17 protein-coding genes and 2 pseudogenes are annotated in these 21,320 nt (G+C 68.1%); 7 read left to right on the top strand and 12 right to left on the bottom strand.

Going from position 1 to position 21,320, the window contains the following annotated elements; translation table 11 throughout:
* Window positions 1-42: 42 nt before the first annotated feature.
* Window positions 43-978 (bottom strand): LysR family transcriptional regulator, encoded by a 936-nt coding sequence (locus BMG07_RS10165; protein WP_198084461.1) that lies wholly within the window; start codon window positions 976-978, stop codon window positions 43-45.
* A gap of 96 nt (window positions 979-1,074) precedes the next feature.
* On the opposite strand from BMG07_RS10165, the gene BMG07_RS10160 reads away from it, so the two are divergent.
* Genes BMG07_RS10160 through BMG07_RS10145 form a run of 4 tightly spaced genes read left to right on the top strand, consistent with a single transcriptional unit; the run spans window position 1,075 to window position 5,512 of the window.
* Window positions 1,075-2,049, top strand: a complete 975-nt coding sequence (locus tag BMG07_RS10160) for a tripartite tricarboxylate transporter substrate binding protein (RefSeq protein ID WP_198084460.1) — start codon at window positions 1,075-1,077, stop codon at window positions 2,047-2,049.
* Window positions 2,050-2,065: 16 nt separating this feature from the next.
* Window positions 2,066-3,679 (top strand): gamma-glutamyltransferase family protein, encoded by a 1,614-nt coding sequence (locus BMG07_RS10155; RefSeq protein WP_198084459.1) that lies wholly within the window; start codon window positions 2,066-2,068, stop codon window positions 3,677-3,679.
* 38 nt (window positions 3,680-3,717) lie between these two features.
* Window positions 3,718-4,677 carry a DMT family transporter gene (locus BMG07_RS10150; protein ID WP_198084458.1) on the top strand — a complete coding sequence of 320 codons (960 nt, stop codon included), beginning with the start codon at window positions 3,718-3,720 and terminating at the stop codon, window positions 4,675-4,677.
* Window positions 4,678-4,720: 43 nt separating this feature from the next.
* Window positions 4,721-5,512: an SDR family oxidoreductase gene (locus tag BMG07_RS10145; RefSeq protein ID WP_198084457.1), complete on the top strand. Its 792-nt coding sequence runs from the start codon at window positions 4,721-4,723 to the stop codon at window positions 5,510-5,512.
* A 19-nt stretch (window positions 5,513-5,531) separates the two neighbouring features.
* On the opposite strand, the gene BMG07_RS10140 is transcribed toward BMG07_RS10145, so the two are convergent.
* Window positions 5,532-6,437: a DMT family transporter gene (locus BMG07_RS10140; protein WP_198084456.1), complete on the bottom strand. Its 906-nt coding sequence runs from the start codon at window positions 6,435-6,437 to the stop codon at window positions 5,532-5,534.
* Between the two features lie 102 nt (window positions 6,438-6,539).
* Between BMG07_RS10140 and BMG07_RS10135 the strand changes: the two genes are divergently transcribed.
* On the top strand, window positions 6,540-7,526 hold the full coding sequence (locus tag BMG07_RS10135) for a quinone oxidoreductase (RefSeq protein ID WP_198084455.1): 987 nt from the start codon (window positions 6,540-6,542) through the stop codon (window positions 7,524-7,526).
* A 110-nt stretch (window positions 7,527-7,636) separates the two neighbouring features.
* A complete protein-coding gene (locus tag BMG07_RS10130) occupies window positions 7,637-8,062 on the top strand; it encodes a response regulator (protein ID WP_198084454.1) in 426 nt (141 codons plus the stop codon).
* Here BMG07_RS10130 and BMG07_RS10125 read toward each other — a convergent pair.
* Window positions 8,016-8,945, bottom strand: a complete 930-nt coding sequence (locus BMG07_RS10125; protein ID WP_198084453.1) for a LysR family transcriptional regulator — start codon at window positions 8,943-8,945, stop codon at window positions 8,016-8,018. The two genes, BMG07_RS10130 and BMG07_RS10125, sit on opposite strands and share 47 nt — an antisense overlap.
* A gap of 70 nt (window positions 8,946-9,015) precedes the next feature.
* Between BMG07_RS10125 and BMG07_RS10120 the strand changes: the two genes are divergently transcribed.
* Window positions 9,016-10,020 (top strand): bile acid:sodium symporter family protein, encoded by a 1,005-nt coding sequence (locus BMG07_RS10120; RefSeq protein ID WP_198084452.1) that lies wholly within the window; start codon window positions 9,016-9,018, stop codon window positions 10,018-10,020.
* Between the two features lie 16 nt (window positions 10,021-10,036).
* Here the strand turns inward: BMG07_RS10120 and BMG07_RS10115 are convergent, their stop codons facing one another.
* From BMG07_RS10115 to ileS, 9 genes and pseudogenes are all read right to left on the bottom strand, one after another.
* Complete coding sequence (locus BMG07_RS10115) at window positions 10,037-11,698, bottom strand: Na/Pi cotransporter family protein (RefSeq protein ID WP_198084451.1); 1,662 nt, start codon at window positions 11,696-11,698, stop codon at window positions 10,037-10,039.
* Window positions 11,699-11,762: 64 nt separating this feature from the next.
* On the bottom strand, window positions 11,763-12,623 hold the full coding sequence (locus BMG07_RS10110) for a phosphodiesterase (RefSeq protein ID WP_198084450.1): 861 nt from the start codon (window positions 12,621-12,623) through the stop codon (window positions 11,763-11,765).
* Window positions 12,620-13,681, bottom strand: coding sequence for an ABC transporter ATP-binding protein (locus BMG07_RS10105; protein ID WP_198084449.1), 1,062 nt, complete (start codon window positions 13,679-13,681; stop codon window positions 12,620-12,622). The genes BMG07_RS10110 and BMG07_RS10105 overlap by 4 nt, the downstream gene beginning before the upstream one ends.
* Entirely contained in the window at window positions 13,671-14,471 is an 801-nt protein-coding gene (locus BMG07_RS10100) for an ABC transporter permease (protein ID WP_198084448.1), read from the bottom strand. The genes BMG07_RS10105 and BMG07_RS10100 overlap by 11 nt, the downstream gene beginning before the upstream one ends.
* A gap of 14 nt (window positions 14,472-14,485) precedes the next feature.
* A pseudogene (locus BMG07_RS10095) lies at window positions 14,486-15,306 on the bottom strand (ABC transporter permease).
* A gap of 314 nt (window positions 15,307-15,620) precedes the next feature.
* Entirely contained in the window at window positions 15,621-16,631 is a 1,011-nt protein-coding gene (locus BMG07_RS10090) for an ABC transporter substrate-binding protein (protein ID WP_198084447.1), read from the bottom strand.
* Between the two features lie 31 nt (window positions 16,632-16,662).
* A complete protein-coding gene (locus BMG07_RS10085) occupies window positions 16,663-17,682 on the bottom strand; it encodes a LacI family DNA-binding transcriptional regulator (RefSeq protein ID WP_198084446.1) in 1,020 nt (339 codons plus the stop codon).
* A gap of 145 nt (window positions 17,683-17,827) precedes the next feature.
* A complete protein-coding gene (lspA, locus tag BMG07_RS10080) occupies window positions 17,828-18,340 on the bottom strand; it encodes a signal peptidase II (RefSeq protein ID WP_198084445.1) in 513 nt (170 codons plus the stop codon).
* Window positions 18,340-21,203, bottom strand: a pseudogene (gene ileS / locus BMG07_RS10075) (isoleucine--tRNA ligase). The gene lspA and the pseudogene ileS overlap by 1 nt, the downstream one beginning before the upstream one ends.
* Between the last annotated feature and the right edge of the window lie 117 nt (window positions 21,204-21,320).

Genomic DNA, 21,320 nt, shown 5'->3' with positions numbered 1-21,320 from the left:
CCTTCCGGATCTCTTGAGAGCGGCGCCTTCGGGCGCCGTTTTTCATGGCGCGCCCGGTTTGCCGGCCCGGGGCGGCTTCATGTGCTGCCGGGCCATGGCCAGGAACGCCATCGCGGCCGGGCTCAGGGGATGCTTGGCCAGCCGGACGGCAACCACCGGGTATTCGAGCGTGGGCCGCGTCACGTTCACGGCGCGCAGGTTGCCCGGCATCAGCACTTCCACGTAGCGCGGCGCCAGCGCGACGCCCGCGCCCGCCTGGATCAGGCCGAAGGCGGTCGACAGCATCGACACGTGGTGCACCACGCGCGGGTACACGTTGGCCACGCTCGAGAGCTGGCGGCTCACCGCGCGCCACACGTTGGCGTCGGGGTTCACGTGGATGAAGGGCAGGTCGCCCAGGTGCCTGGCCTCGACCATCGTGTGCTGCGCCAGCGGATGGTCGTCGCGCACGAACAGCGCCATGCGCTCCGTGAACAGGGGCTCGGTCGCGAGTTCGGAATGCTTCTGGCCGATGTCGGAGCCGAAGCCCAGGTCGGCCTCCTGCGACAGGATGCGCGAGATCATCTGCTCGGCCGTGCTGTCGAGCAGCGTGGTCGCCAGCGTCGGGTGCTTCTGCGAGAAGCGGCCCAGCAGCGGCGGCAGCAGGGCGCCGGCCGTGAGGTGGCCCACCGCCAGCACGATGCGGCCTTCGCGCAGTTGCGACTGCGAGCGACAGGCGTCGACCGACTCATCGATCAGCCGCAGCGCGCGCACGGCGGTGTCGACCATCATCTGGCCCGCGCCGGTCATGCGGATGCGGCGCCCGCGCACCACCAGCGGCTGCGCCAGCTCTTCTTCCAGCCGCTTGATCAGGTGGCTGATGGCCGGCTGCGTGAGCTGCAGCGCCTCGGCCGCGAGGGTGAAGCTGCCGGTTTCGGCCACCGCCGTCAGCGCCCGCAACTGCTGCAGGGAAATTTCTTCCGCCGCGCCTCTTGTCATAAGCGTTACTCATAGTTGAATAAGCGAAATTATCTGGCTTGATGCGCCGCCGGTGCATAGCATCCTTTTTTCGTCCACAGGCACAGAAATCCGCACATGAAACGCCACCAGTTCCTCCAGGTGCTCGCCGTTGCCGCGCTCGGCATGGCCGCCTCGACCGCCAGCCTGGCGCAGGGCTACCCGAACAAGCCGATCCGCCTGATCGTGCCGTTCCCGGCGGCCGGCGCCACCGACCTGTTCGCGCGCACGCTGGGCCAGAAGATGAGCGAGAAGCTCGGCACCACGCTGGTGGTCGACAACAAGCCCGGCGCCGGCGGCGCCATCGGCTCCGACCAGGCCGCCAAGGCCGCGCCCGACGGCTACACCATCCTGCTGGCCACCACCAGCACGCACTCGATCGGCCCGGCCATCAGCAAGCTGCCCTACGACACGGTGCGCGACTTCACGCCCATCGCCCACGTGGGCGACGCGGCCAGCATCATGCTGGTGCCCGTGAACTCGCCCGCCAAGACCGTGCGCGAGTGGATCGACTATGCCAAGAAGAACCCCGGCAAGCTCAACTACGCATCGAGCGGCCCCGGCACCATCGTGCAGCTCACGGCCGAGCTGTTCAAGGCGCAGGCCGGCGTGTTCGTCACGCACATTCCCTACAAGGGCACGGCGCTGGCCATTCCCGACCTGATCAGCGGCAAGGTCGACGTGCTGTTCGACTCGCTGCCCACCGGCATGCCGCACGTGCGCGACGGCCGCCTGCGCGCGCTGGGCGTGACCTCGCTCAAGCGCAGCCCGCTGGCGCCCGAGCTGCCGGCCATTGCCGACACGCTGCCCGGCTATGAATCGAACACGTGGTTCGGCTTCTACGGTCCGAAGGGCCTGCCGGCGGACATCGTCGCCAAGGTCAACAAGGCCGCGAACGATTCGCTGGCCGACCCCGAGGTGAAGGAAAAGCTCGCGCGCCTGGGCATCGAGCCCGCGACGCCGGGCACGCCAGATCAATTCGCCAAGATGGTGGCGGTCGACGCCGCCAAATGGAAAAAGATTGTTGTCGACCGCAAGATCACCAACGAATAAAGAAGAGCCCATCGAAATGAACTTCGACTTCAACAACCCCTATCTCTCGACCCGCATCCCCATCTTCGCGCGCAACGTGGTGTCGACCTCGCACCCGCTGGCTTCGCAGGCCGGGCTGCGCATCCTGCAGCAGGGCGGCAACGCGGTCGACGCGGCCATTGCCACCGCGGCCGTCATGACGCTGGTCGAGCCCGTGAGCAACGGCCTGGGCAGCGACGCCTTCTGCATCCTGTGGGACGGCAAGGAACTGCACGGCCTGAACGCCTCGGGCCCGGCGCCCAAGGCCTGGACGCCCGAATACTTCAAGGCCAAGTACGGCGCCGACGCGGCCACGCCGCCGATGCGCGGCATCGACTCGGTCACGGTGCCGGGCGCGGTGCGCGGCTGGGTGGCCATGAGCGACCGCTTCGGCAAGCTGCCGTTCGCCGACCTGCTGGCGCCGGCCATCGACATCGCCGAGCGCGGCTATCTCGTGCCGCCGGTGGTGCAGGGCAAGTGGGCCGCGGCCACGCCGCTGCTGGGCTCGCAGCCGGGCTTCGCGCAGAACTTCCTGCCGTGGGGCCGCGCGCCCGAGGTGGGCGACCTGTTCCGCTTCACGGCGGCCGCGCGCGCGCTCAAGGCCATTGCACGCACCAAGGGCGAGGCCTACTACAACGGCGAGATCGCCGAGGCGCTGGCCAGGTTCTCGGCCGAGCACGGCGGCGCGCTCACGGTGGCCGACCTCGCGGCCTACCAGCCCGAGTGGGTCAAGCCCATCTCGCGCGACTACCGCGGCCACACGCTGCACGAGATCCCGCCGAACGGCCAGGGGATTGCCGCGCTCATCGCGCTGGGCATTCTCGAGAAGTTCGACATCGCCTCGCTGCCGGTCGACTCGGTGCAGTCGCAGCACTTGCAGATCGAGGCCATGAAGCTGGCCTTCGCCGACGTGTACCGCTACGTGTCCGAGCGCAAGACGATGGAAGTGACGACCGAGCAGATGCTCGACGACGCCTACCTCGCTTCGCGCGCGCGCCTCATCGACGTGAAGAAGGCGCAGGACTTCAAGGCCGGCAATCCCGTGAAGGGCGGCACCATCTACCTCACGGCGGCCGACGAGAGCGGCATGATGGTGAGCTTCATCCAGAGCAACTACATGGGATTCGGCTCGGGCTGCGTGGAGCCCGAATACGGCATCAGCCTGCAGAACCGCGGCCACGGCTTCAGCCTGAAGGCCGAGAGCCCGAACGTGGTGGCGCCGGGCAAGCGCCCGTTCCACACGATCATTCCGGCCTTCCTCACGAAGGACGGCCAGCCGGTCATGAGCTTCGGCGTGATGGGCGGCAACATGCAGCCGCAGGGCCACATGCAGACGCTGGTGCGCATGCTCGACTACAAGCAGAACCCGCAGGCCGCCTGCGACGCGCCGCGCTGGCGCTTCAACGCGGGCCTGGAGATCAACGTCGAGGCCGCGATGAACGCCAGCACCGTGCAGGGCCTGCGCGACCGGGGCCACCACCTGGAAGTGATCAACGACTCCTACCAGGACTTCGGCGCCGGCCAGTTCATCTGGCGCGCGGGCGAGCCCTCGGTCGAAGGCTACGTGGCCGCGAGCGATCCGCGCCGCGACGGCGTGGCCGCGGGGTACTGAGCAAGCAAAGGTTTTGCGCTTGCCGCGATGATCGGGGGATGAACAAGACAGCCGCGACGGCCGGCATCCCCCCGCAAGCTGCTTCGCACGACGCCGCGAAGAAGGGCATCGCCACCGGCCTCGTCCTTGCCACGCTGGGCGCCATCGCGTTCAGCGGCAAGGCCATCATCGTCAAGCTCGCGTACCGCCACGGCGTGGACGCGGTGACGCTCATCATGCTGCGCATGCTGTTCGCGCTGCCGCTGTTCGCGGTCATGGCGTGGTGGGCCGGGCGCGGCAAGCCGCGGCTCACGGCGCGCGACTGGCTCGGCATCGTCGGGCTCGGTTTCTCGGGCTACTACCTCGCGAGCTTTCTGGACTTCGCGGGGCTGGCGTACATCTCGGCCAGCTTCGAGCGGCTCATTCTTTATCTCAACCCGACGCTGGTGCTGTTCTTCGGCTGGCTGATGTACCGGCGCCACCCGACGCGCCCGCAGGTGCTGGGCATGGTCGTGAGCTACGCCGGCGTGCTGCTGGTGTTCGGCCACGAGCTGTGGACCGGCGGCGGCGGCAAGGGCGGCGGCGCGGCGGCGTGGGGCGCGTTCCTGGTGTTCCTGAGCGCGGTGAGCTATGCGGGCTACCTCGTCTACAGCGGTGAGTTCGTCAAGCGCCTGGGCTCGCTGCGGCTTGTGGGGCTGGCGACCACGGTGGCCTGCGTGCTGTGCATCCTGCAGTTCGTGCTGACGCGGCCGATGAGTGTGGCCATGCAGGTGGCGCCGGAAGTGATCTGGCTGTCGGTGCTCAACGCCACGCTGTGTACGGCCGTGCCCGTCCTCATGGTGATGATGGCCATCGAGCGCATCGGCCCCGCCATTGCCGCGCAAACCGGCATGATCGGGCCCCTGTCGACCATCCTCATGGGGGTGGTGATCCTCGGCGAACCGTTCACGCCATGGATCGCGGCCGGCACCGTGCTCGTCATCGCGGGCATTTTCGTTTTCACACGCAAGGGGCGCTGAAGAAGCCGCTTGCGACAGCTACAAGACTGACTGGAGAAACAACATGGATCTGGGTATTGCAGGCAAGACCGCGCTGGTGTGCGGCGCGAGCAAGGGGCTGGGCTACGGCTGCGCCGAGGCGCTGGTGCGCGAGGGCGTGAACGTGGTGATCGTGGCGCGCGGCGCCGAGGCGCTCGAAGCGGCCGCCAAGACGCTGACCGCCGCGGCCGGCAATGCCGGCCCGTTCGTCAAGCACGTGGCCGCCGACATCACCACCGAAGCCGGTCGCGCGGCCGTGTTCGCGCTGGGCCACGACTTCGACATCGTCGTCACCAACGCCGGCGGCCCGCCGCCCGGCGACTTCCGCAACTGGGACCGCGAGGCGTGGATCAAGGCGGTCGACGCGAACATGCTCACGCCCATCGAGCTGATCAAGGCCACGGTCGACGGCATGGCCAAGCGCGGCTTCGGCCGCATCGTGAACATCACGTCGAGCTCGGTGAAGTCGCCGATCGACATCCTGGGCCTGTCGAACGGCGCGCGCAGCGGCCTGACCGGCTTCGTGGCCGGCGTGGCGCGCACGCCCATCGCGGCGCAGGGCGTGACCATCAACAACCTGCTGCCGGGCTCGTTCGACACCGACCGCCTGAAGGGCACGATGGCCGGCGCGGCGCAGAAGACGGGGCAAGACTTCGACACCGTATGGGAAGCGCGCAAGAAGAACATTCCGGCCAGGCGCTTCGGCACGCCGGCGGAGTTCGGCGCGATCTGCGCTTTCCTGTGCAGCATGCAGGCCGGCTACATGACCGGGCAAAACGTCTTGGCCGACGGCGGCGCCTACCCCGGCACGTACTGACCGGCAGCGTGCGGCGCGCTCAGCGCCGTGACGACACCACGATCCCGCCGACGATCAGCAGGAACGCCGCGCCGTGGTACCAGTGCGGCGCCTCGCGCAGGAACGCGGCCGACAGCACGGCCGCGAACAGCGGCGTGAGGTTCATGAAGAGGCTCGCCGCCTGCGGGCCCGCGCGCTGCACGCCGGTGCCCCAGCAGCGGTAGGCCACCACCGCGGGGCCGATGCCGATGAACAGCAGGGCCGCGACCAGCGGCCAGCCGATGTCGAAGTGCGCGTCGGTCAGCGTCCATTCGCCGGCGGCCAGCGCGCCCGACCACGCAATGCCGAACACCAGCTGCGCCATCAGGAACGCGGCCCAGTCCTGCCGCACGCTTCGCGGCTCGTCGGTGCGCGCGAGCATCCAGCTGTAGAAGGCCCAGGCGATGGAGCCCAGCAGCATGTACAGGTCGCCCGGCACCAGCCGCAGCGCGAGCAGCAACTGCCAGTCGCCGCGGCTCAGGACCAGCAGCACGCCCACCATCGACAGCAGTGCGCCGCCGATCTCGCGCGGGGTGATGCGCGCGCCGAAGAAGAGGGCGCCCGTCGCCAGGATCCACAGCGGCACGCTCGAACCCACCAGCGTGACGTTGATCGGCGTGGAGGTCTGCAGCGCCAGGTACTGGAACGCGTTGTACAGCCCGATGCCGAACAGGCCCAGCAGCGCATAGCGCTTCCAGTGCGCCCACAGCGGGCTGCGCCGGCGCAGCACCGGCGCGGCCAGCGGCAGCAGCAGTGCGAACGCGATGAGCCAGCGCACGAAGTTCAGCGTGAGCGGCGACACCAGCTCGCGCACGAGGCGCCCGACCACGGCATTGCCGGCCCAGAGCAGCGGCGGCACGATGAGCAGGAAAACGGTAAGAGGCGTGAGGCGCGGCTGTGTCTGCATGGGCGCCGACTCTACCGGGCGGCAATGTCCCGTGCCGTCGCGGGAAACCCAAACATGGCAGGATGCGCATCTTCTTTTTCCTGCGCGTGGAGACAGCACATCATGAAGAGCAAAGCCGTTCGTATCGACCGCCCCGGCGGTCCCGAAGAACTGAAGATCGTCGAAGTCGAAGTCGGCGAACCCGGCCCCGGCGAGATCCGCATCCGCCACAAGGCGGTGGGCCTGAACTTCATCGACACCTACCAGCGCAGCGGGCTGTATCCGTTCCAGATGCCGCTGCAGCTGGGCATGGAAGCCTCGGGCATCGTCGAGGCGGTGGGCGAAGGCGTCACGCACCTGAAGGCCGGCGACCGCGCTGCCTATGCGAGCCCGCCGCCCGGCGCGTACTGCGAGTTGCGCGTGATGCCCGCCAAGTGCGTGTGCAAGCTGCCCGACGACATCTCGTTCGAGACCGGCGCGGCCATGATGCTCAAGGGCCTGACCACGCAGTACCTGCTGAAGAAGACGCTGCCGGCCGAAGGCCTGCAGGCCGGCGACTTCATCCTGTTCCACGCGGCCGCGGGCGGCGTGGGCCTCATCGCGTGCCAGTGGGCCAAGGCGCTCGGCCTGCAGCTCATCGGCACGGCCGGCAGCGACGCCAAGTGCAAGCTCGCGCTCGAACACGGCGCGGCGCACGCCATCAACTACAGCACCGAGAACTTCGCGGCGCGGGTGAAGGAAATCACCGGCGGCAAGGGCGTGAAGGTGGCGTACGACTCGGTGGGCAAGGACACCTACGAAGGCTCGATCGATTGCCTGCGCCCCTTCGGCCTGCTGGCGGTGTTCGGCAACGGCTCGGGCCCGGTGCCGCCGATCAGCCTGGGCACGCTCGCGTCCAAGGGCTCGCTGTACGTGACGCGGCCCACGCTCTTCACGCACATGGCCACGCGCGAGAGCACGCAGGCCATGGCCGACGACCTGTTCGCGGTGGTGCAAAGCGGCGCGGTGAAGATCCCGATCGACCAGCGCTACGCCCTGGACGACGTGCAGCAGGCGCACCGCGATCTCGAGGCGCGCAAGACCACGGGCTGCACGATCCTCACGCTCTGACGGGCCGCGCGGGCGGGCAGTCCTTGTCCTACCCGCGCTGGGGTGTCATGCCTTCGACTTGTGACAGGCGCACTTTGTAGCTTGGCTCAAAGCTCAGAGGCAAAGCCGTCATGCACACCGTTCGCACCTACATCGTCGAAGACAACCCCACCATCCGCGAGAACCTGGTGGGCACCCTGCGCGAAGTGGCGCGGGTCGACCCGATCGGGCAGGCCGAGTCGGAGGCCGAAGGCACGCGCTGGCTCACGCGCAACCTGTCGCAGTGGGACCTGGCCATCGTCGACCTGTTCCTGAAGGACGGCACCGGCTTTCGCGTGCTCGAGGCCTGCCGCGAGCGCGACCCGATGCAGAAGGTGGTGGTGCTCAGCAACTACGCCACGCCCGAGATGCGCCGCAAGTGCGCATTGCTGGGCGCCGACGCGGTGTTCGACAAGGCCACCGAGGTGGACGACCTGATCGACTTCTGCGTGCGCCAGCGGCAGGCGAAGTTCAGCCAGCCGTCTTCGTCGAACCGGGGGCTGCAACTGCCGCACTGAGCGCGGCGGTCTCGCGCACGATGCCCCACACGCGTTCGGCGAGCGGCGACAGCGCGCGGTTGCGCCGGCGGATCAGCATGATCGCGCGCTGAACGCGCGGCACCAACGGCCGCACCACCAGTTGCGGCAGCCCCTCCGGCGGCAACGAAAGCTCCGGCATCACGCTGATGCCGATGCCCGCTTCGACCATGCGGAACACCGTGGTCGGGTGGCCGAGCTGCTGCTTCACTTCGCAGTGCGCGCCGTGGCGCTCCAGCGCCTGGTCGATCAGCCGGCGGCTGCCCGAGGCGTGGTCGAGCAGCACCAGCGATTCGCCGTCGAGCGCGGTCCAGCGCACCGACGCCTTTTGCGCGAGCCGGTGCGCGGGCGGCATCACCAGCACGAACGGGTCGTCGAGGATCGCTTCGCAATGCAGGTCGTCGGCCTCCGACGGCTCGATCACCACGCCGAAATCGACCTCGCCGCTGCGCACGCTGTCCAGCACGTCCTGCTGGATGCGGTCGAGCAGCAGGAACTGGATGCCCGGCGCCTGCACCGCGCAGGCCGCGATGCAGCCGGGCATGAGGTTGGCCGACAGCGTGGGGCTGCTGGCCACCCGCACCTTGCCGCCGCGCGCGCTGGCCAGGCCGGCCACGTCCTGCAGGGTCTGGTCGAGGTCGTCGAGCACGCGGTCGAGCCGGGCTGCAAGCGACTGGCCCGCCTCGGTCAGCACCACCTCGCGCGTGGTGCGGTCGAGCAGCTTCAAGCCCAGTTGCGATTCAAGTTCCAGGATCGAGCGGCTCACGGCCGGCTGGCTCAGGCCGACCTGGTCACCGGCACGGCTGAAATTGCGGCCCTCGGCCACCGAGCGGAAGACGCGGAGCTGGCGCAGCGTGACATTCATGCATTGGAATCATATATCCATCCGATAAATCCATTTCTCTTTTGAATGGCATGCGGGTCCAATCCCGTCCATGGCCCGTTCACGCTTTCTCCCCGACAACTTCACGCTCGCGCTCGTCACGGTCGTGACCATCGCCAGCCTGCTGCCCGCCAGCGGGCGCACCGCCCACTTCTTCGAAGGCCTGACCACGGTCGCCATCGGACTGCTGTTCTTCCTGCACGGCGCCAAGCTGTCGCGCGAGGCGATCATGGCGGGCATCACGCACTGGCGGCTGCATTTGCTGGTGTTCGCGAGCACCTTCATCCTGTTCCCGGCGCTGGGGCTGGCGCTCAAGCCGGTGCTGTCGCCGCTGGTCACGCCCGAGCTGTACACGGGCGTGCTGTTCCTCTGCGTGCTGCCGGCCACCGTGCAGTCAGCCATCGCCTTCACCGCCATGGCCCGGGGCAACATGCCGGCGGCCATCTGCAGCGCCTCGGCGTCCACCTTGCTGGGCGTGTTCATCACGCCCGTGCTGGTGAACCTGGTGGTGCTGCCGCACAACGGCAACGCCACCTCGTCCTTCGATTCGATCGGCCGCATCCTGCTGCAGCTGATGGTGCCGTTCCTGGCCGGCCACCTGCTGCGCCCGATCATCGGCAAGTGGGTGCAAAAGCGCGCGGCCGTGCTCAAGTTCGTCGACCAGGGCTCGATCCTGCTGGTGGTCTACACCGCGTTCAGCGCGGCGGTGATCGAGGGGCTGTGGAAGCAGATTCCGATGAGCGCGCTGCTCGGCCTGCTGCTGGTGTGCGCCGTGCTGCTGGCGCTGGCCTTGACGCTCACGACCTTCACCGCGCGCAAGCTGGGCTTCGACACGGCCGATGAAATCACCATCGTCTTCTGCGGCTCCAAGAAGAGCCTGGCCAGCGGCATCCCGATGGCGAAGGTGCTGTTCGCCTCGCACGCGGTCGGCGCCATCGTGCTGCCGCTGATGCTGTTCCACCAGATGCAGCTGATGGTGTGCGCGGTGCTGGCGCAGCGCTATGCGCGGCGCGGGCAGGAAGCCGCGCCGGCCTTGAAGCCGGCCGCGCAGAAGTAACGCGCCGAGCCGGGGCTCAGCCCTCGGCCTGCCCCAGCCGCGATTCCTTCAACCGGCTCGGCGCCAGGGCCCCGGCCGATTCCAGGATCGGGTACGCGATCGAGCAGATGTGCGAGTTGATGCGCTTCAGGTCGCTGATCAGGTCGATGTGCAGCGAGCTGGTCTCGATGCTCAGCGTGGTGCGGTCCGACAGCCGGTCGAGGTGGGTGGTGGCATAGGCCCGTTCGAGGTCGCGAAAGCGCACCTTCTCTTCGAGCAGCTTCTGCGCGTCGCGCACGTTGCCGTTCAGGAACACGCTCATGCTCAGGCGCAGGTTGGCGATCAGCCGCCCGTGCAGCTCGACGATTTCCGCCATGCCCGCTTCCGAGAAGTTGCGCTGCGGCTTGATCTTCTTGTCCTCGATGTCGATGATCACGCGCTCGATGATGTCGCCGATCTGCTCCATGTTGATGGTGAAGCTGATGATGTCGGTCCAGCGCCGGCTTTCTTCCTCGCCCAGCGCCTCGCGCGAGATGCGCGTCATGTAGTACTTGATGGCCGAGTACAGCTCGTCCACCGTGTCGTCGAGTTGGCGCAGCTCCTGCGCCAGCCGCAGGTCGTTGTGGCGGATCACGTCGAGCGTGCCGATCAGCATGGTCTCCACGATGTCGGCCTGGTGCAGCGCCTCGCGCGCCGCGTTCGAAATGGCCAGCGAAGGCGTCGACAGCGCCGAGGGGTCGAGGTGGTGCGGCCGCGAGGTGCCGGTCGGCTGCTGCGGCACCGGCAGCATTCGCGTCACCAGCTTGGCCACCCACTGCGTGAGCCCGATGAAGCCCACGCTGATGACGACGTTGAAGGCCAGGTGGAACAGCACCACGCCGTGCGTCTGGTTCGGCAGCTCCGGCTGCACGTAGCGGATCCACAGCCCGATGAAGGGCGCCACGATGGCCACGCCCAGCGCCTTGAACAGCAGGTTGCCCACCGTCACCTGGCGCACCGACACCGCCGACTTGGCCGTGGTCAGCACCGCCAGCAGGCCGCTGCCCAGGTTGGCGCCGAGCACCAGCCCCAGCGCCACGTCGAGCGGCACCACGTTCGAGGTGGCCATGGCCGCCACCAGCAGCACCACCGCCAGGCTCGAATAAGCCACGATGGCCAGCACCGAGCCGATGGTGATTTCGAGCAGCACGTCGCTGTTGAGCGAGGCCAGCAGCGCGCGCACGGCCGGCGACGAGAACAGCGGCTCGGTGGCTTCCACCACCAGCTGCAGCGCCAGCAGCATGAGCCCCAGGCCGATCAGCACCCGCCCCACGCGCCCCGCCACCGAGGCCGAGCGCGTGATGAACAGCACCACGCCCACGAAGATGAACATCGGCGACAGCCACGACAGGTCGGCCGAGAAAAGCACCGAGATCAGCGCCGTTCCCACGTCGGCCCCCCGCATCACCGCCAGCGCCGCCGGCAGCGTGACCAGCCCTTGCCCGACAAAGGACGAGGTCATGAGGGAGGTGGCCGTGCTCGACTGCACCAGCGCCGTCACGCCGATGCCCGAGAGGGCGGCCGTGAAGCGGTTGCGCATGCTCTGCACGAGGATCTTGCGCAGGTTGGCGCCAAAGACCCGCAGCACGCCGGTACGGACAAGGTGCGTACCCCACACCAGCAATGCGACTGCCGCCAGCAGATTCAGAAGGTGCTTCATGGGTGTCGGGTTCTATCCTTTTCGTTTTGGTTCGTTTTGACCCCATTTTCCACAAGAAAACGAGTTAGTCGATAAGCGCTCCGTTGTCGTGGAAAGGATAAGGCCCTTCGAAGCGCCCGGCGGCGGCCAGATGCGTCACCAGCCGCCCCCCGCGCGGCGACCACGCGTGGACCCGGAAAGCCGGCGGTTCCAGCGTCCAGGCCGAGGGCGCGTCGGGCGCGAGGTCGAGGCAGACCTGGTGGGCCTGCGCCGGCGAGGTCGAGGCAATGGTGCCGCCGAAACGCACGTCGATGGCGCGATGCAGGTGGCCGCAGATCACGCGCTCGACGTTCGTGTAGCGCAAGAGCAGGGCCTCGAGCGCGTCGGCGCCCTGCAGCAGGCCGATGTCGTCCATGTGGCCGATCAGCGTTTCGAAGGGCGGGTGGTGCATGGCGACCACCACGGGCTCGTCGCGGCAGGCGTCGAGTTGGGCTTCGAGCCAGGCCAGGCGTTTCTCGCACAGCGAGCCGTGGCTGGCGCCGGGCACGCAGGTGTCGAGCGTGAGCAGGCGCAGCGGACCGACGCGCACCGAATACTGGATGAAGCCGTGCGTGTCGGCGCCCGTGCCCAGGTACGCGTGGCCGGGAAAGCTGCGGCGCAGTTGGTCGCGGTCGTCGTGGTTGCCGGGCATCAGGTAGACCGGCATCGTGAGCGGGGCCAGCAGGCGCGCCAGGTGCTCGTACTCGGCGGCGCGGCCGAAGTCGGTCAGGTCGCCGGTGACGACCACCGCGTCCGGCGCCTGGCGCAGCGCGAGCACCGACTGCACGGCGCGCTCCAGGTACGGCGCGGTGTCGATGCGGCCATAGGCCAGCCGGCCCGGCTCGCGGATGTGCAGGTCGGTCAGCTGGACCAGGAAGGTGTTGTTGCTGTTGTTGTTCGTTGTCATGCGCTGGTCTCCTGCGACGTCATCAGGCGCTCGGGGTCGACGCGAAGGCCCACCGCGTCGCCCGGCCCGAAGGGATTGTCGCGACCCACATCGGCCACCAGCACGGGCTGGCCCTGCACGCGCAGGTGCAACTGCACGCGGTCGCCGAGGAAGGTGCGGCGCTCGACCGTGGCGGCGCCCCAATCGGGCCGGGGCGCGCCGACCTCGATGTCTTCAGGCCGCACCAGCAGGCTCGCATGGGCCTGCCATGCAACGGGGCAGGGCAGGGTTGACCCTCCGAGTCGGACAACGCCCTGGGCCACGGCGTCGGCGTCGCGCGCCAGCCGGTTGACCCGGCCCAGGAACTCGGCCACGAAGGGGTGCGCGGGCGCGCGGTAGAGGTCTTCGCCGCGCCCGACCTGCACGATGCGCCCGGCGCGCATCACCGCCAGCCGGTCGGCAATGGCCAGCGCCTCCTGCTGGTCGTGCGTGACGTGGATGGCCGTGATGTGCAGGCGGCGCAGCAACTCGGCCAGTTCGTCGCGCAGCGACTCCTTGAGCTTGGCATCGAGCGCGGCCAGCGGCTCGTCGAGCAGCAGCACGCGCGGGCGCACGGCCACGGCGCGCGCCAGGGCTACGCGCTGGCGCTGGCCGCCCGACAGCTCGGCGGGGCGCTTGTTCTCCAGCCCGCCCAGGCGCACGAGGTCGACCAGTTCGCCCACGCTGCGCTTTTCTTCGTCGGGCGACACACCGCGGATGCGCAGGCCATAGCCGATGTTGGCCGCCACCGTCATCTGCGGAAAGAGCGCGTAGCTCTGGAACACCATGCCCACGCCGCGCTGCTCGACCGGGCGCTGCGTGACGTCCTGTTCGCCGAACACGATGCGCGTGCCGGCGTCGGGCGACTCCAGCCCGGCGATCAGCCGCAGCAGCGTGGTCTTGCCGCAGCCCGAGGGGCCGAGCAGCGCCAGCACTTCGCCGGCCTCCACGCGCAGGTCGGTGGGTTGCAGGCCGCGCGTGCCGTCGGCGTACGTCTTCGCGCAGTTCGTGATGTCGACGGGAATGCGTTCAAGTTCCATGGCGTTTCTGCATGAGGTTGGCAAGGTACTGCAGGCCCCACAGCACCGGAAGAATGACGGCGAAGAACACCAGCGTGTAGGCCGAACCCACCTCGATGCGCATCGAGGCGTAGCTGTCGGCCAGCCCCACGGGCAGCGTGCGCGTGAGCGGCGTGTGCAGCATCCACGTCAGGTTGAATTCGCCGACCGAGAGGGTGAACACCATCAGGCTGCCGGCCACGATGGCCGGAAACACGGCCGGCACCAGGATGCCCATGAAGCGCTGGCGAAAGTTCGCGCCCAGCGAGCGCGCCGCCTCCTCGAGCGCGAGCAGGTCGTCGCGCGCGAAGGCCGAACTCACGGTGCGCACCATGAACGGCAGCGTGAACACGATATGGCCCACGAGGATGAAGGCAAAGCTCTGGCGAAAGGCCGTGAGCTGCCCGTAGGCGAGGATCAGCGCGAGCGCCGTGGCCAGCCCCGGCACCGCGACCGGCAGGGTCAGCAGCTCTTCGAAGATGCGCGCGGCGCGCGAGCGGCTGCGGGCCAGCGCGTAGGCGCAGGGCACGCCCAGCAGCACGGTGCCGACGACGCAGGCCACGGCCAGCGCGATCGACCAGCCGACGGTGCCGCCGTAGTTCTCCCACACCTCGCCGAGCCAGCGCAGCGTGAGGCCGCTCTTCAGGCCTGCGCTGTAGTTGTTGACGAGCCCCGCCATGACCGACAGCAGCATCGGCGCGATCATGAAGAGGCTCACGATGACCGTGACGGCGAGCAGGAAAGGCGCCTTGGCCTGGGTGTTGGTTCGCATGTGAATCGACCCTTTCAGCGTGCGACGGGGCTCGCGCCGAAGCGGCGCGCAACGAACAACACCAGCCAGGTCACGATGCCCAGCGAGATCGACAGCGACGCCGCGAGCGCGAAGTTGGCGTAGTTGGTGAACTCGTTGTAGATGGTGATGGGGATCACCTCGAACTTGCTGGCCAGCGTGAAGGCCGTGCCGAACGCGCCCATGGAGGTGGCGAACAGGATGGCGCCGCAAGCCAGCGTGGTGGGCGCGAGCTCGGGCATCCACACATCGCGCGCCACGCGAAGGCGCGAGGCGCCGAGCGAACGCGCGGCTTCCTCGAGCTGCGTGTTCATCGATCGGCGGCCGCCGTGTAGGTGGCGATGGCGCGCGGCAGCGAGAAATACAGGTACGCCAGGAACAGCCCGACGAGGCCGTAGGCGAAGGTGATGCGTTGGCCGAACAGGCTGTCGCTCAGGTCGGCGACCACGCCTTGCCGCCCGCCCAGGAGAATCACGAAGAAGCCGATGATCACGCCCGGAAACGACAGCGGCAGCGTGAGCAGCGACAGCAGCATGCGCTTGCCGACGAAGGCGTGGCGCGCAAGGTAGATGCCCACCGCCGCGCCCAGCACCAGCGTGGCGAGCGTCACCGCGACCGAGAGCACGACGGTGTTGGCCATGCTCTGGAGGTAGCGTGCGTCGGTCAGCACGGCGAAGTAGGTGGCCCAGCCTTTGTCGGCGGGCAGCGTGAGCAATCGCACCACCGGCAGCAGCCAGAAGGCAGCGAAGAAGGCGGCCGCGGGGGCGACGCAGGCCAGCAGGCGCCAGCGTGGGTTCCAGGCGTTGTGTTGCTTCATCTCGTGTCGTGACCTTCGTTTGTGGATTCGGGTTTGCCGTTTTCGGGGCGCGTGCACAGGACACCGGGTACTCCCCTCCGCGAATGTCCCCCGCCCTTCGGGCTCCTCCTTTATTTCGCTGCGGGGAGCACCCGATGCCCTGTGCACCTGGGCACGCGGCTGGGGAATCGCTGATCAACCCGTGCTCTGAAAACGCTCACGCTGATGGGGTGCCTTGCGCAGCGAAATAAAGGAGGAGGGGCGCAGCCCCGGGGGACATTCGCGGAGCAAGGCGCCCCGTCGGCGTGGGCGCGCCCTGAACAAGCAACCGCGAGTTAGCGCACTTCCTTCAGATACTCATCAGAGAAAGCCTTCTGAGCCGCAGCCATCCGCCCATAGTCCACGCTCTTCGCACGGGCGTATTCGCTGGCCGGCAGAAACTGCGCCTCGATGTCCTTGGGCATCGCATTGGCGCGCACCGGCCGCAGGTAAGCCTTCGCCCAGATCGCCTGCCCCTCGTCGGACAGCGTGAAGTCGAGCACCTTCTTCGCGTCGGCCGCGTGCGGGGCCTTGGCGACCAGGCTCATCACGTAGGGCACGGCCAGCGTGCCTTCGCTCGGGATCACGAACGCCACGTTGGCCTTGTCCTTGTACTTGGCGCGGTAGGCGTTGAAGTCGTAGTCGAGCAGGATCGCGATCTCGCCCGACAGCACGCGCGCATAAGACGTCTGCTTCGGCACGATGGGCTCGTTCTTCTGCAGCGCCTTGAAGTAGTCGATGGCCGGCTTGAAGTTGTCGAGCGTGCCGCCGCGTGCTTCGTTCACCGCCACCGCGCCCACGTAACCGACGAAGGCCGAGGCCGGGTCGAGGTAGCCGATCAGGCCCTTGTATTCGGGCTTGAGCAGGTCGGCCCACGACTTGGGCACTGGCTTGCCCTTGAGCGCATCGACATTCACCATGAAGCCGAGCGTGCCCGAATGGATGGTGAACCAGTTGCCGGCCGGGTCCTTCAGGCCGTCGGGAATGTCTTTCCACGCGGCCGGCTTGTAGGGCTCCACGAGGCCGTCCTTCGCGGCCTGCACGGCGAAGGTCACGCCCAGGTAGGTGACGTCGGCCACGGGGCTCGCCTTCTCGGCGGCCAGCTGTGCGAGCGACTGGCCCGAGTTCTTGTTGTCGGGCGGCACGGTCACGCCGGTCCTGGCCTTGATGGCCTTGAGCTGCGTGCCCCAGTCGGCCCATTCGGTCGGGCAGTTGTAGCAAATGGCGGTCTGCGCCATGGCGCTGCCGGCGACGAGCGTGGCGGCGAGCAGGCCCAGGCGGGCCATGCGGTGGAAGCGGGAAGACATGTGGGAACTCCTTGTGGAAGAAGAGGTGAAGTCAGGAACTGGCGGCGTTGTTGTCCTCGCGCGCACAAGCGCACGACTCGCCGTCTCGGAAGGCATGGGGGAGCAGCAGGCTCGCGTCGGCTTGCAGCGTGGCGCCGCCGGCAATGGCCTGGATCAGCAACTCGACGCCGTGGCGGCCGATGTCGCTGTTGGGCTGCGCAATGGTGGTGAGCGCGGGCGTGAGGTCTTCGCCGAGCGCGATGCCGTCGAAGCCGATCACGCTGAGGTCGTCGGGCACCGCCAGGCCGCTCAGGTGCGCGGCGCGGATGCTGCGGATGGCCAGCAGGTCGTTCGAGCAGATCAGCGCGGTGGGGCGGCGGCGCGCCTGCAGTTGCGCGGACAGCGCATCGACGGCGGTCTCGACGAAGGGCACTTCGATGAGCGGCGGCGCGTCGAGCCCGGCGTCGGCCATGCCCTTGAGGTAGCCGCGAAAGCGCTGCTGCGCGCGGTCGGACGCGGCCAGCGTGCCGCTGACCATGGCAATGCGGCGGTGGCCCAGCAGCACCAGCCGCGTGACCGCATCGGCCACCGCGCCTTCGCTGTCGACCGACACGCAGGGGTGGTCGGCATGGCGGTTGTAGGCCAGCACGTAGGGCACGCCGGCGGCTTGCAAGCGGGGCAGCGCGGCCGAGGTCGACGGGTTCGACACCACGAGGATCAGTCCGTCGACATTGCCCGCCAGCAGCAGGTGCACGGCGCGCTCTTCCTCGTCGAGCCGGTAGCCCGTGGTGACGGGAATGATCGCGTAGCCGCCCGCGATGGCGGCGCGCGCAATGCCCTGCAGGCACTCGGCAAAGGTCGGGTTCAGCAGCGTGGGCAGCACCACGCCCAGCACGCGGCTGCGCTGGGTGCGCAGCGTGCGCGCGCTGGCGTTGGGCAGGTAGTTGAGTTCGCGCGCCACGCGCTCCACCAGTTCGCGGGTGGCGGGCGTCACCTTGTCCGGAAAGTTGAAGGCGCGCGACACCGTGGCCACGGAGACCCCGGCTTTGGCTGCAACGGCTTGAATGCTCATCGTGCGGTGTTCATGTAATCGATTACATTGAACCGCCGCAGTATGTCTTTGTTATGACATGGCAAGAAAGCGGGGAAAAACCCTCGGGCTTTGGCGAAGGTGGCCGGCCCCAATGAGAAGGAGCCCCGCGGGCCCCTGAAAAAAGCTACTTGCCTCGGCGTACCCGCCGGATCTCATCCACGATCAGGCAGATCGCGCCCAGCGTGATGGCGCTGTCGGCCGCGTTGAAGGCCGGGAAGTACCAGTTCCCCGCGTGGAAGCTCAAAAAGTCGACCACGTAGCCGTGCATCATGCGGTCGACCACGTTGCCCACGGCCCCGCCCAGGATGCAGGCCATCGAAAACGAGAACAGCTTCTGCCCCGCGTGCGAACGCAGCATCCACACGATGAACACCGCCGCGCCCACGCCGATGGCCGTGAACAGCCAGCGCTGCCAGCCCGAGTGGTCGGCCAGGAACGAGAAGGCCGCGCCCGTGTTGTGCGCGCGCACGACGTTGAAGAAGCCGGTCACGTAGGTCGCGTCGCCGAGCTTGTAGTAGCCCAGGATCAGCGTCTTGGTGAACTGGTCGATGATCACGATGATCAACGCCAGCGCCAGCCAGGGCCAGATGCTGCCGCCGCGCGAACGCGACGCCGACATGGAACGGGCGGCGGCCATCAGGCAAAGCTCCGCGATTCGCCGGCGCCGAACAGGTTGCTCGTGCAGCGCCCGCAGATCGTCGGGTGGGCCGCGTCGTGGCCCACGTCGTCGCGGTAGTGCCAGCAGCGCTCGCACTTCTGCGCGGTGCTCGGCGTGACCACGGTCGCCAGCGCCTCGCCGGCCGCCAGCGCGATGGCCGAGGTGATGAAGACGAACTTCAGGTCCTCGCCCAGCGTGCCCAGCAGCGCGAAGTCGTCGGCCGGGGCCGTCACCTGCAGGTTGGCCTGCAGCGACGAGCCGACCTTGCCTTCGGCGCGCACGGCCTCGATGTCCTTGTTCACCGCGTCGCGGATCTCGCGGATGCGGCTCCACTTGGCGAGCAGGGCCTCGTCGGGCGCGGCGAACTGGCTGTAGGTCTGCGTGAAGATCGACTCGCCCGGCTTGCCGGTGCCCACGATCTTCCAGGCCTCTTCGGCCGTGAAGCTCAGGAACGGCGCCATCCAGCGCAGCATGGCTTGCGAGATGTGCCACAGCGCCGTCTGCGCGCTGCGGCGCGCCAGCGAGCCCGGGGCCGTCGTGTAGAGGCGGTCCTTCAGGATGTCCAGGTAGAAGCCGCCCAGGTCTTCGGAGCAGTAGATCTGCAGCTTGGCCACCACCGGGTGGAACTCGTACACCTGGTAGTGCGCCAGGATCTCGGCCTGGAACTGCGCGGCGCGGGCCAGCGCGTAGCGGTCGATCTCGAACAGCTGGTCGAGCGGCACCGCGTCCTTCGCGATGTCGAAGTCGCTGGTGTTGGCCAGCAGGAAGCGCAGCGTGTTGCGGATGCGGCGGTACGCATCGACCACGCGGGCCAGGATCTTGTCGTCGCCCGCGATGTCGCCCGAGTAGTCGCTCGCGGCCACCCACAGGCGGATGATTTCCGAGCCCAGCTTGTTGCTGATCTCTTGCGGGTCGATGCCGTTCTTGAGCGACTTGCTCATCTTGATGCCCTTGGCATCCACCGTGAAGCCGTGCGTCAGCAGGCCCTTGTAGGGCGCGCGGTCTTCCAGCATGCAGGCGATGAGCAGCGACGAGTGGAACCAGCCGCGATGCTGGTCGTGGCCTTCCAGGTACAGGTCGGCCTCGGGGCCGACGTCGTGGTGCACCGTGGGGTGCGTGCCGCGCAGCACGTGATAGAAGGTCGAGCCCGAGTCGAACCACACCTCCAGGATGTCGGTGCTCTTGGTGTAGTGCGGCGCGTCCTGGGCGCCGAGGATGTCCTCGACCGTCACGCGGCTCCAGGCCTCGATGCCGCCCTTCTCGACGATGTCGGCGGCCTGGTCGAGGATTTCCATGGTGCGCGGATGCAGCTCGCCCGAATCCTTGTGCAGGAAGAACGGGATCGGCACGCCCCAGCTGCGCTGGCGGCTGATGCACCAGTCGGGGCGCCCGGCGATCATGTCGTGCAGGCGCGCCTTGCCGTTCTCGGGGTAGAAGCTGGTCTGCTCGATGGCGTCGAGCGCGGTCTGGCGCAGCGTCTTGGGCGCCTTGTCCTTGGTGAACACGCCTTCGCCTTCGTCCATGCGAACGAACCACTGCGCCGCGGCGCGGTAGATCACCGGCGTCTTGTGGCGCCAGCAGTGCGGGTAGCTGTGCGTGATGGTCTCGGTGGTCAGCAGGCGGTTGGCGTCGCGCAGCGTGGCGATGATCACCGGCACGGCCTTCCAGATGTTCTGGCCGCCGAACAGCGGGAAGTCGGGCGCGTAGCTGCCGTTGCCCTGCACCGGGTTCAGGATGTCGTCGTACGCCACGCCGTGGGCGATGCAGGAGTTGAAGTCGTCCACGCCGTAGGCGGGCGAGGAATGGACCAGGCCGGTGCCGTCGGTGGCGGTGGCGTAGTCGGCCAGGTAGATGGGCGACAGGCGCTGGTAGCCGTGTATTCCGTTCTCATCCTTGACGTCGTACAGCGGATGCTCGAATTCGAGCCCGCCCAGGGCCTCGCCCTTCACGGTGGCCAGCACCTTGCCGTCGAGCGCATAGCGCGTCATGCACATCTCGACCAGCGAGTTGGCCAGGATCAGCAGGCCGCGCTCGGTGTCGACCAGCGAGTACTCCAGCTCGGGGTTCAGGTTGATCGCCTGGTTGGCCGGGATGGTCCACGCGGTGGTGGTCCAGATCACGGCGAAGATGTCGCCCAGGATCGTGTGGTCGGTGCCGAAGGCCTTGAGCACCTTCTCACGCTCGTGCGCCTTGAAGGCCACGTCGATGGTCTGGCTCTTCTTGTCGGCGTATTCGATCTCGAACTCGGCCAGCGAGGAGCCGCAGTCGAAGCACCAGTACACGGGCTTCAGGCCCCGGTACACGAAGCCGCGCTCGATCACGCGCTTGAACGCGCGCAGCTCGCCGGCCTCGTTGGCGAAGTCCATGGTCTTGTACGGATGGTCCCACTCGCCCAGCACGCCCAGGCGCTGGAAGTCGACCATCTGCTGGGCGATCTGCTCGGTGGCGTAGGCGCGGCTCTTGGCCTGCATCTCGTCGCGGCTCAGGTTGCGCCCGAACTGCTTTTCGATGGCGTTCTCGATCGGCAGCCGTGGCAGTCCCAGCCGGGCACGTACAGCGCGTCGAAGCCTTCGAGCTGGCGCGCCTTGGTGATCATGTCCTTGAGGATCTTGTTCACCGCGTGGCCCATGTGGATCTGGCCGTTGGCGTACGGGGGGCCGTCGTGCAGGATGAACTTGGGCGCGCCGTGGCGGGCGTCGCGCAGGCGGTGGTAGCGGCCTTCGTCGTTCCATTCCTTCACCCAGCCCGGCTCGCGCTTGGGCAGGTCGCCGCGCATCGGGAAGGGGGTGTCGGGCAGGTTCAGCGTGGAACGGTAGTCGGTGGGGGTGGCGGCGTCAGACATGTTGGGGTGCGAAACAGGGGGCTTCGACAGGCTCGGCCCGAACTGCCCGGAAAAAAAGGAGCGCGTCGGTGCGGAAGATATAGCCGTTCGCCCTGAGCTTGTCGAAGGGCGGCAGCA

The organism is Variovorax sp. E3, assembly GCF_016082275.1.
Taxonomy (GTDB): Bacteria; Pseudomonadota; Gammaproteobacteria; order Burkholderiales; family Burkholderiaceae_C; genus Variovorax.
This window is presented reverse-complemented; position numbering and strand designations above follow the sequence as displayed.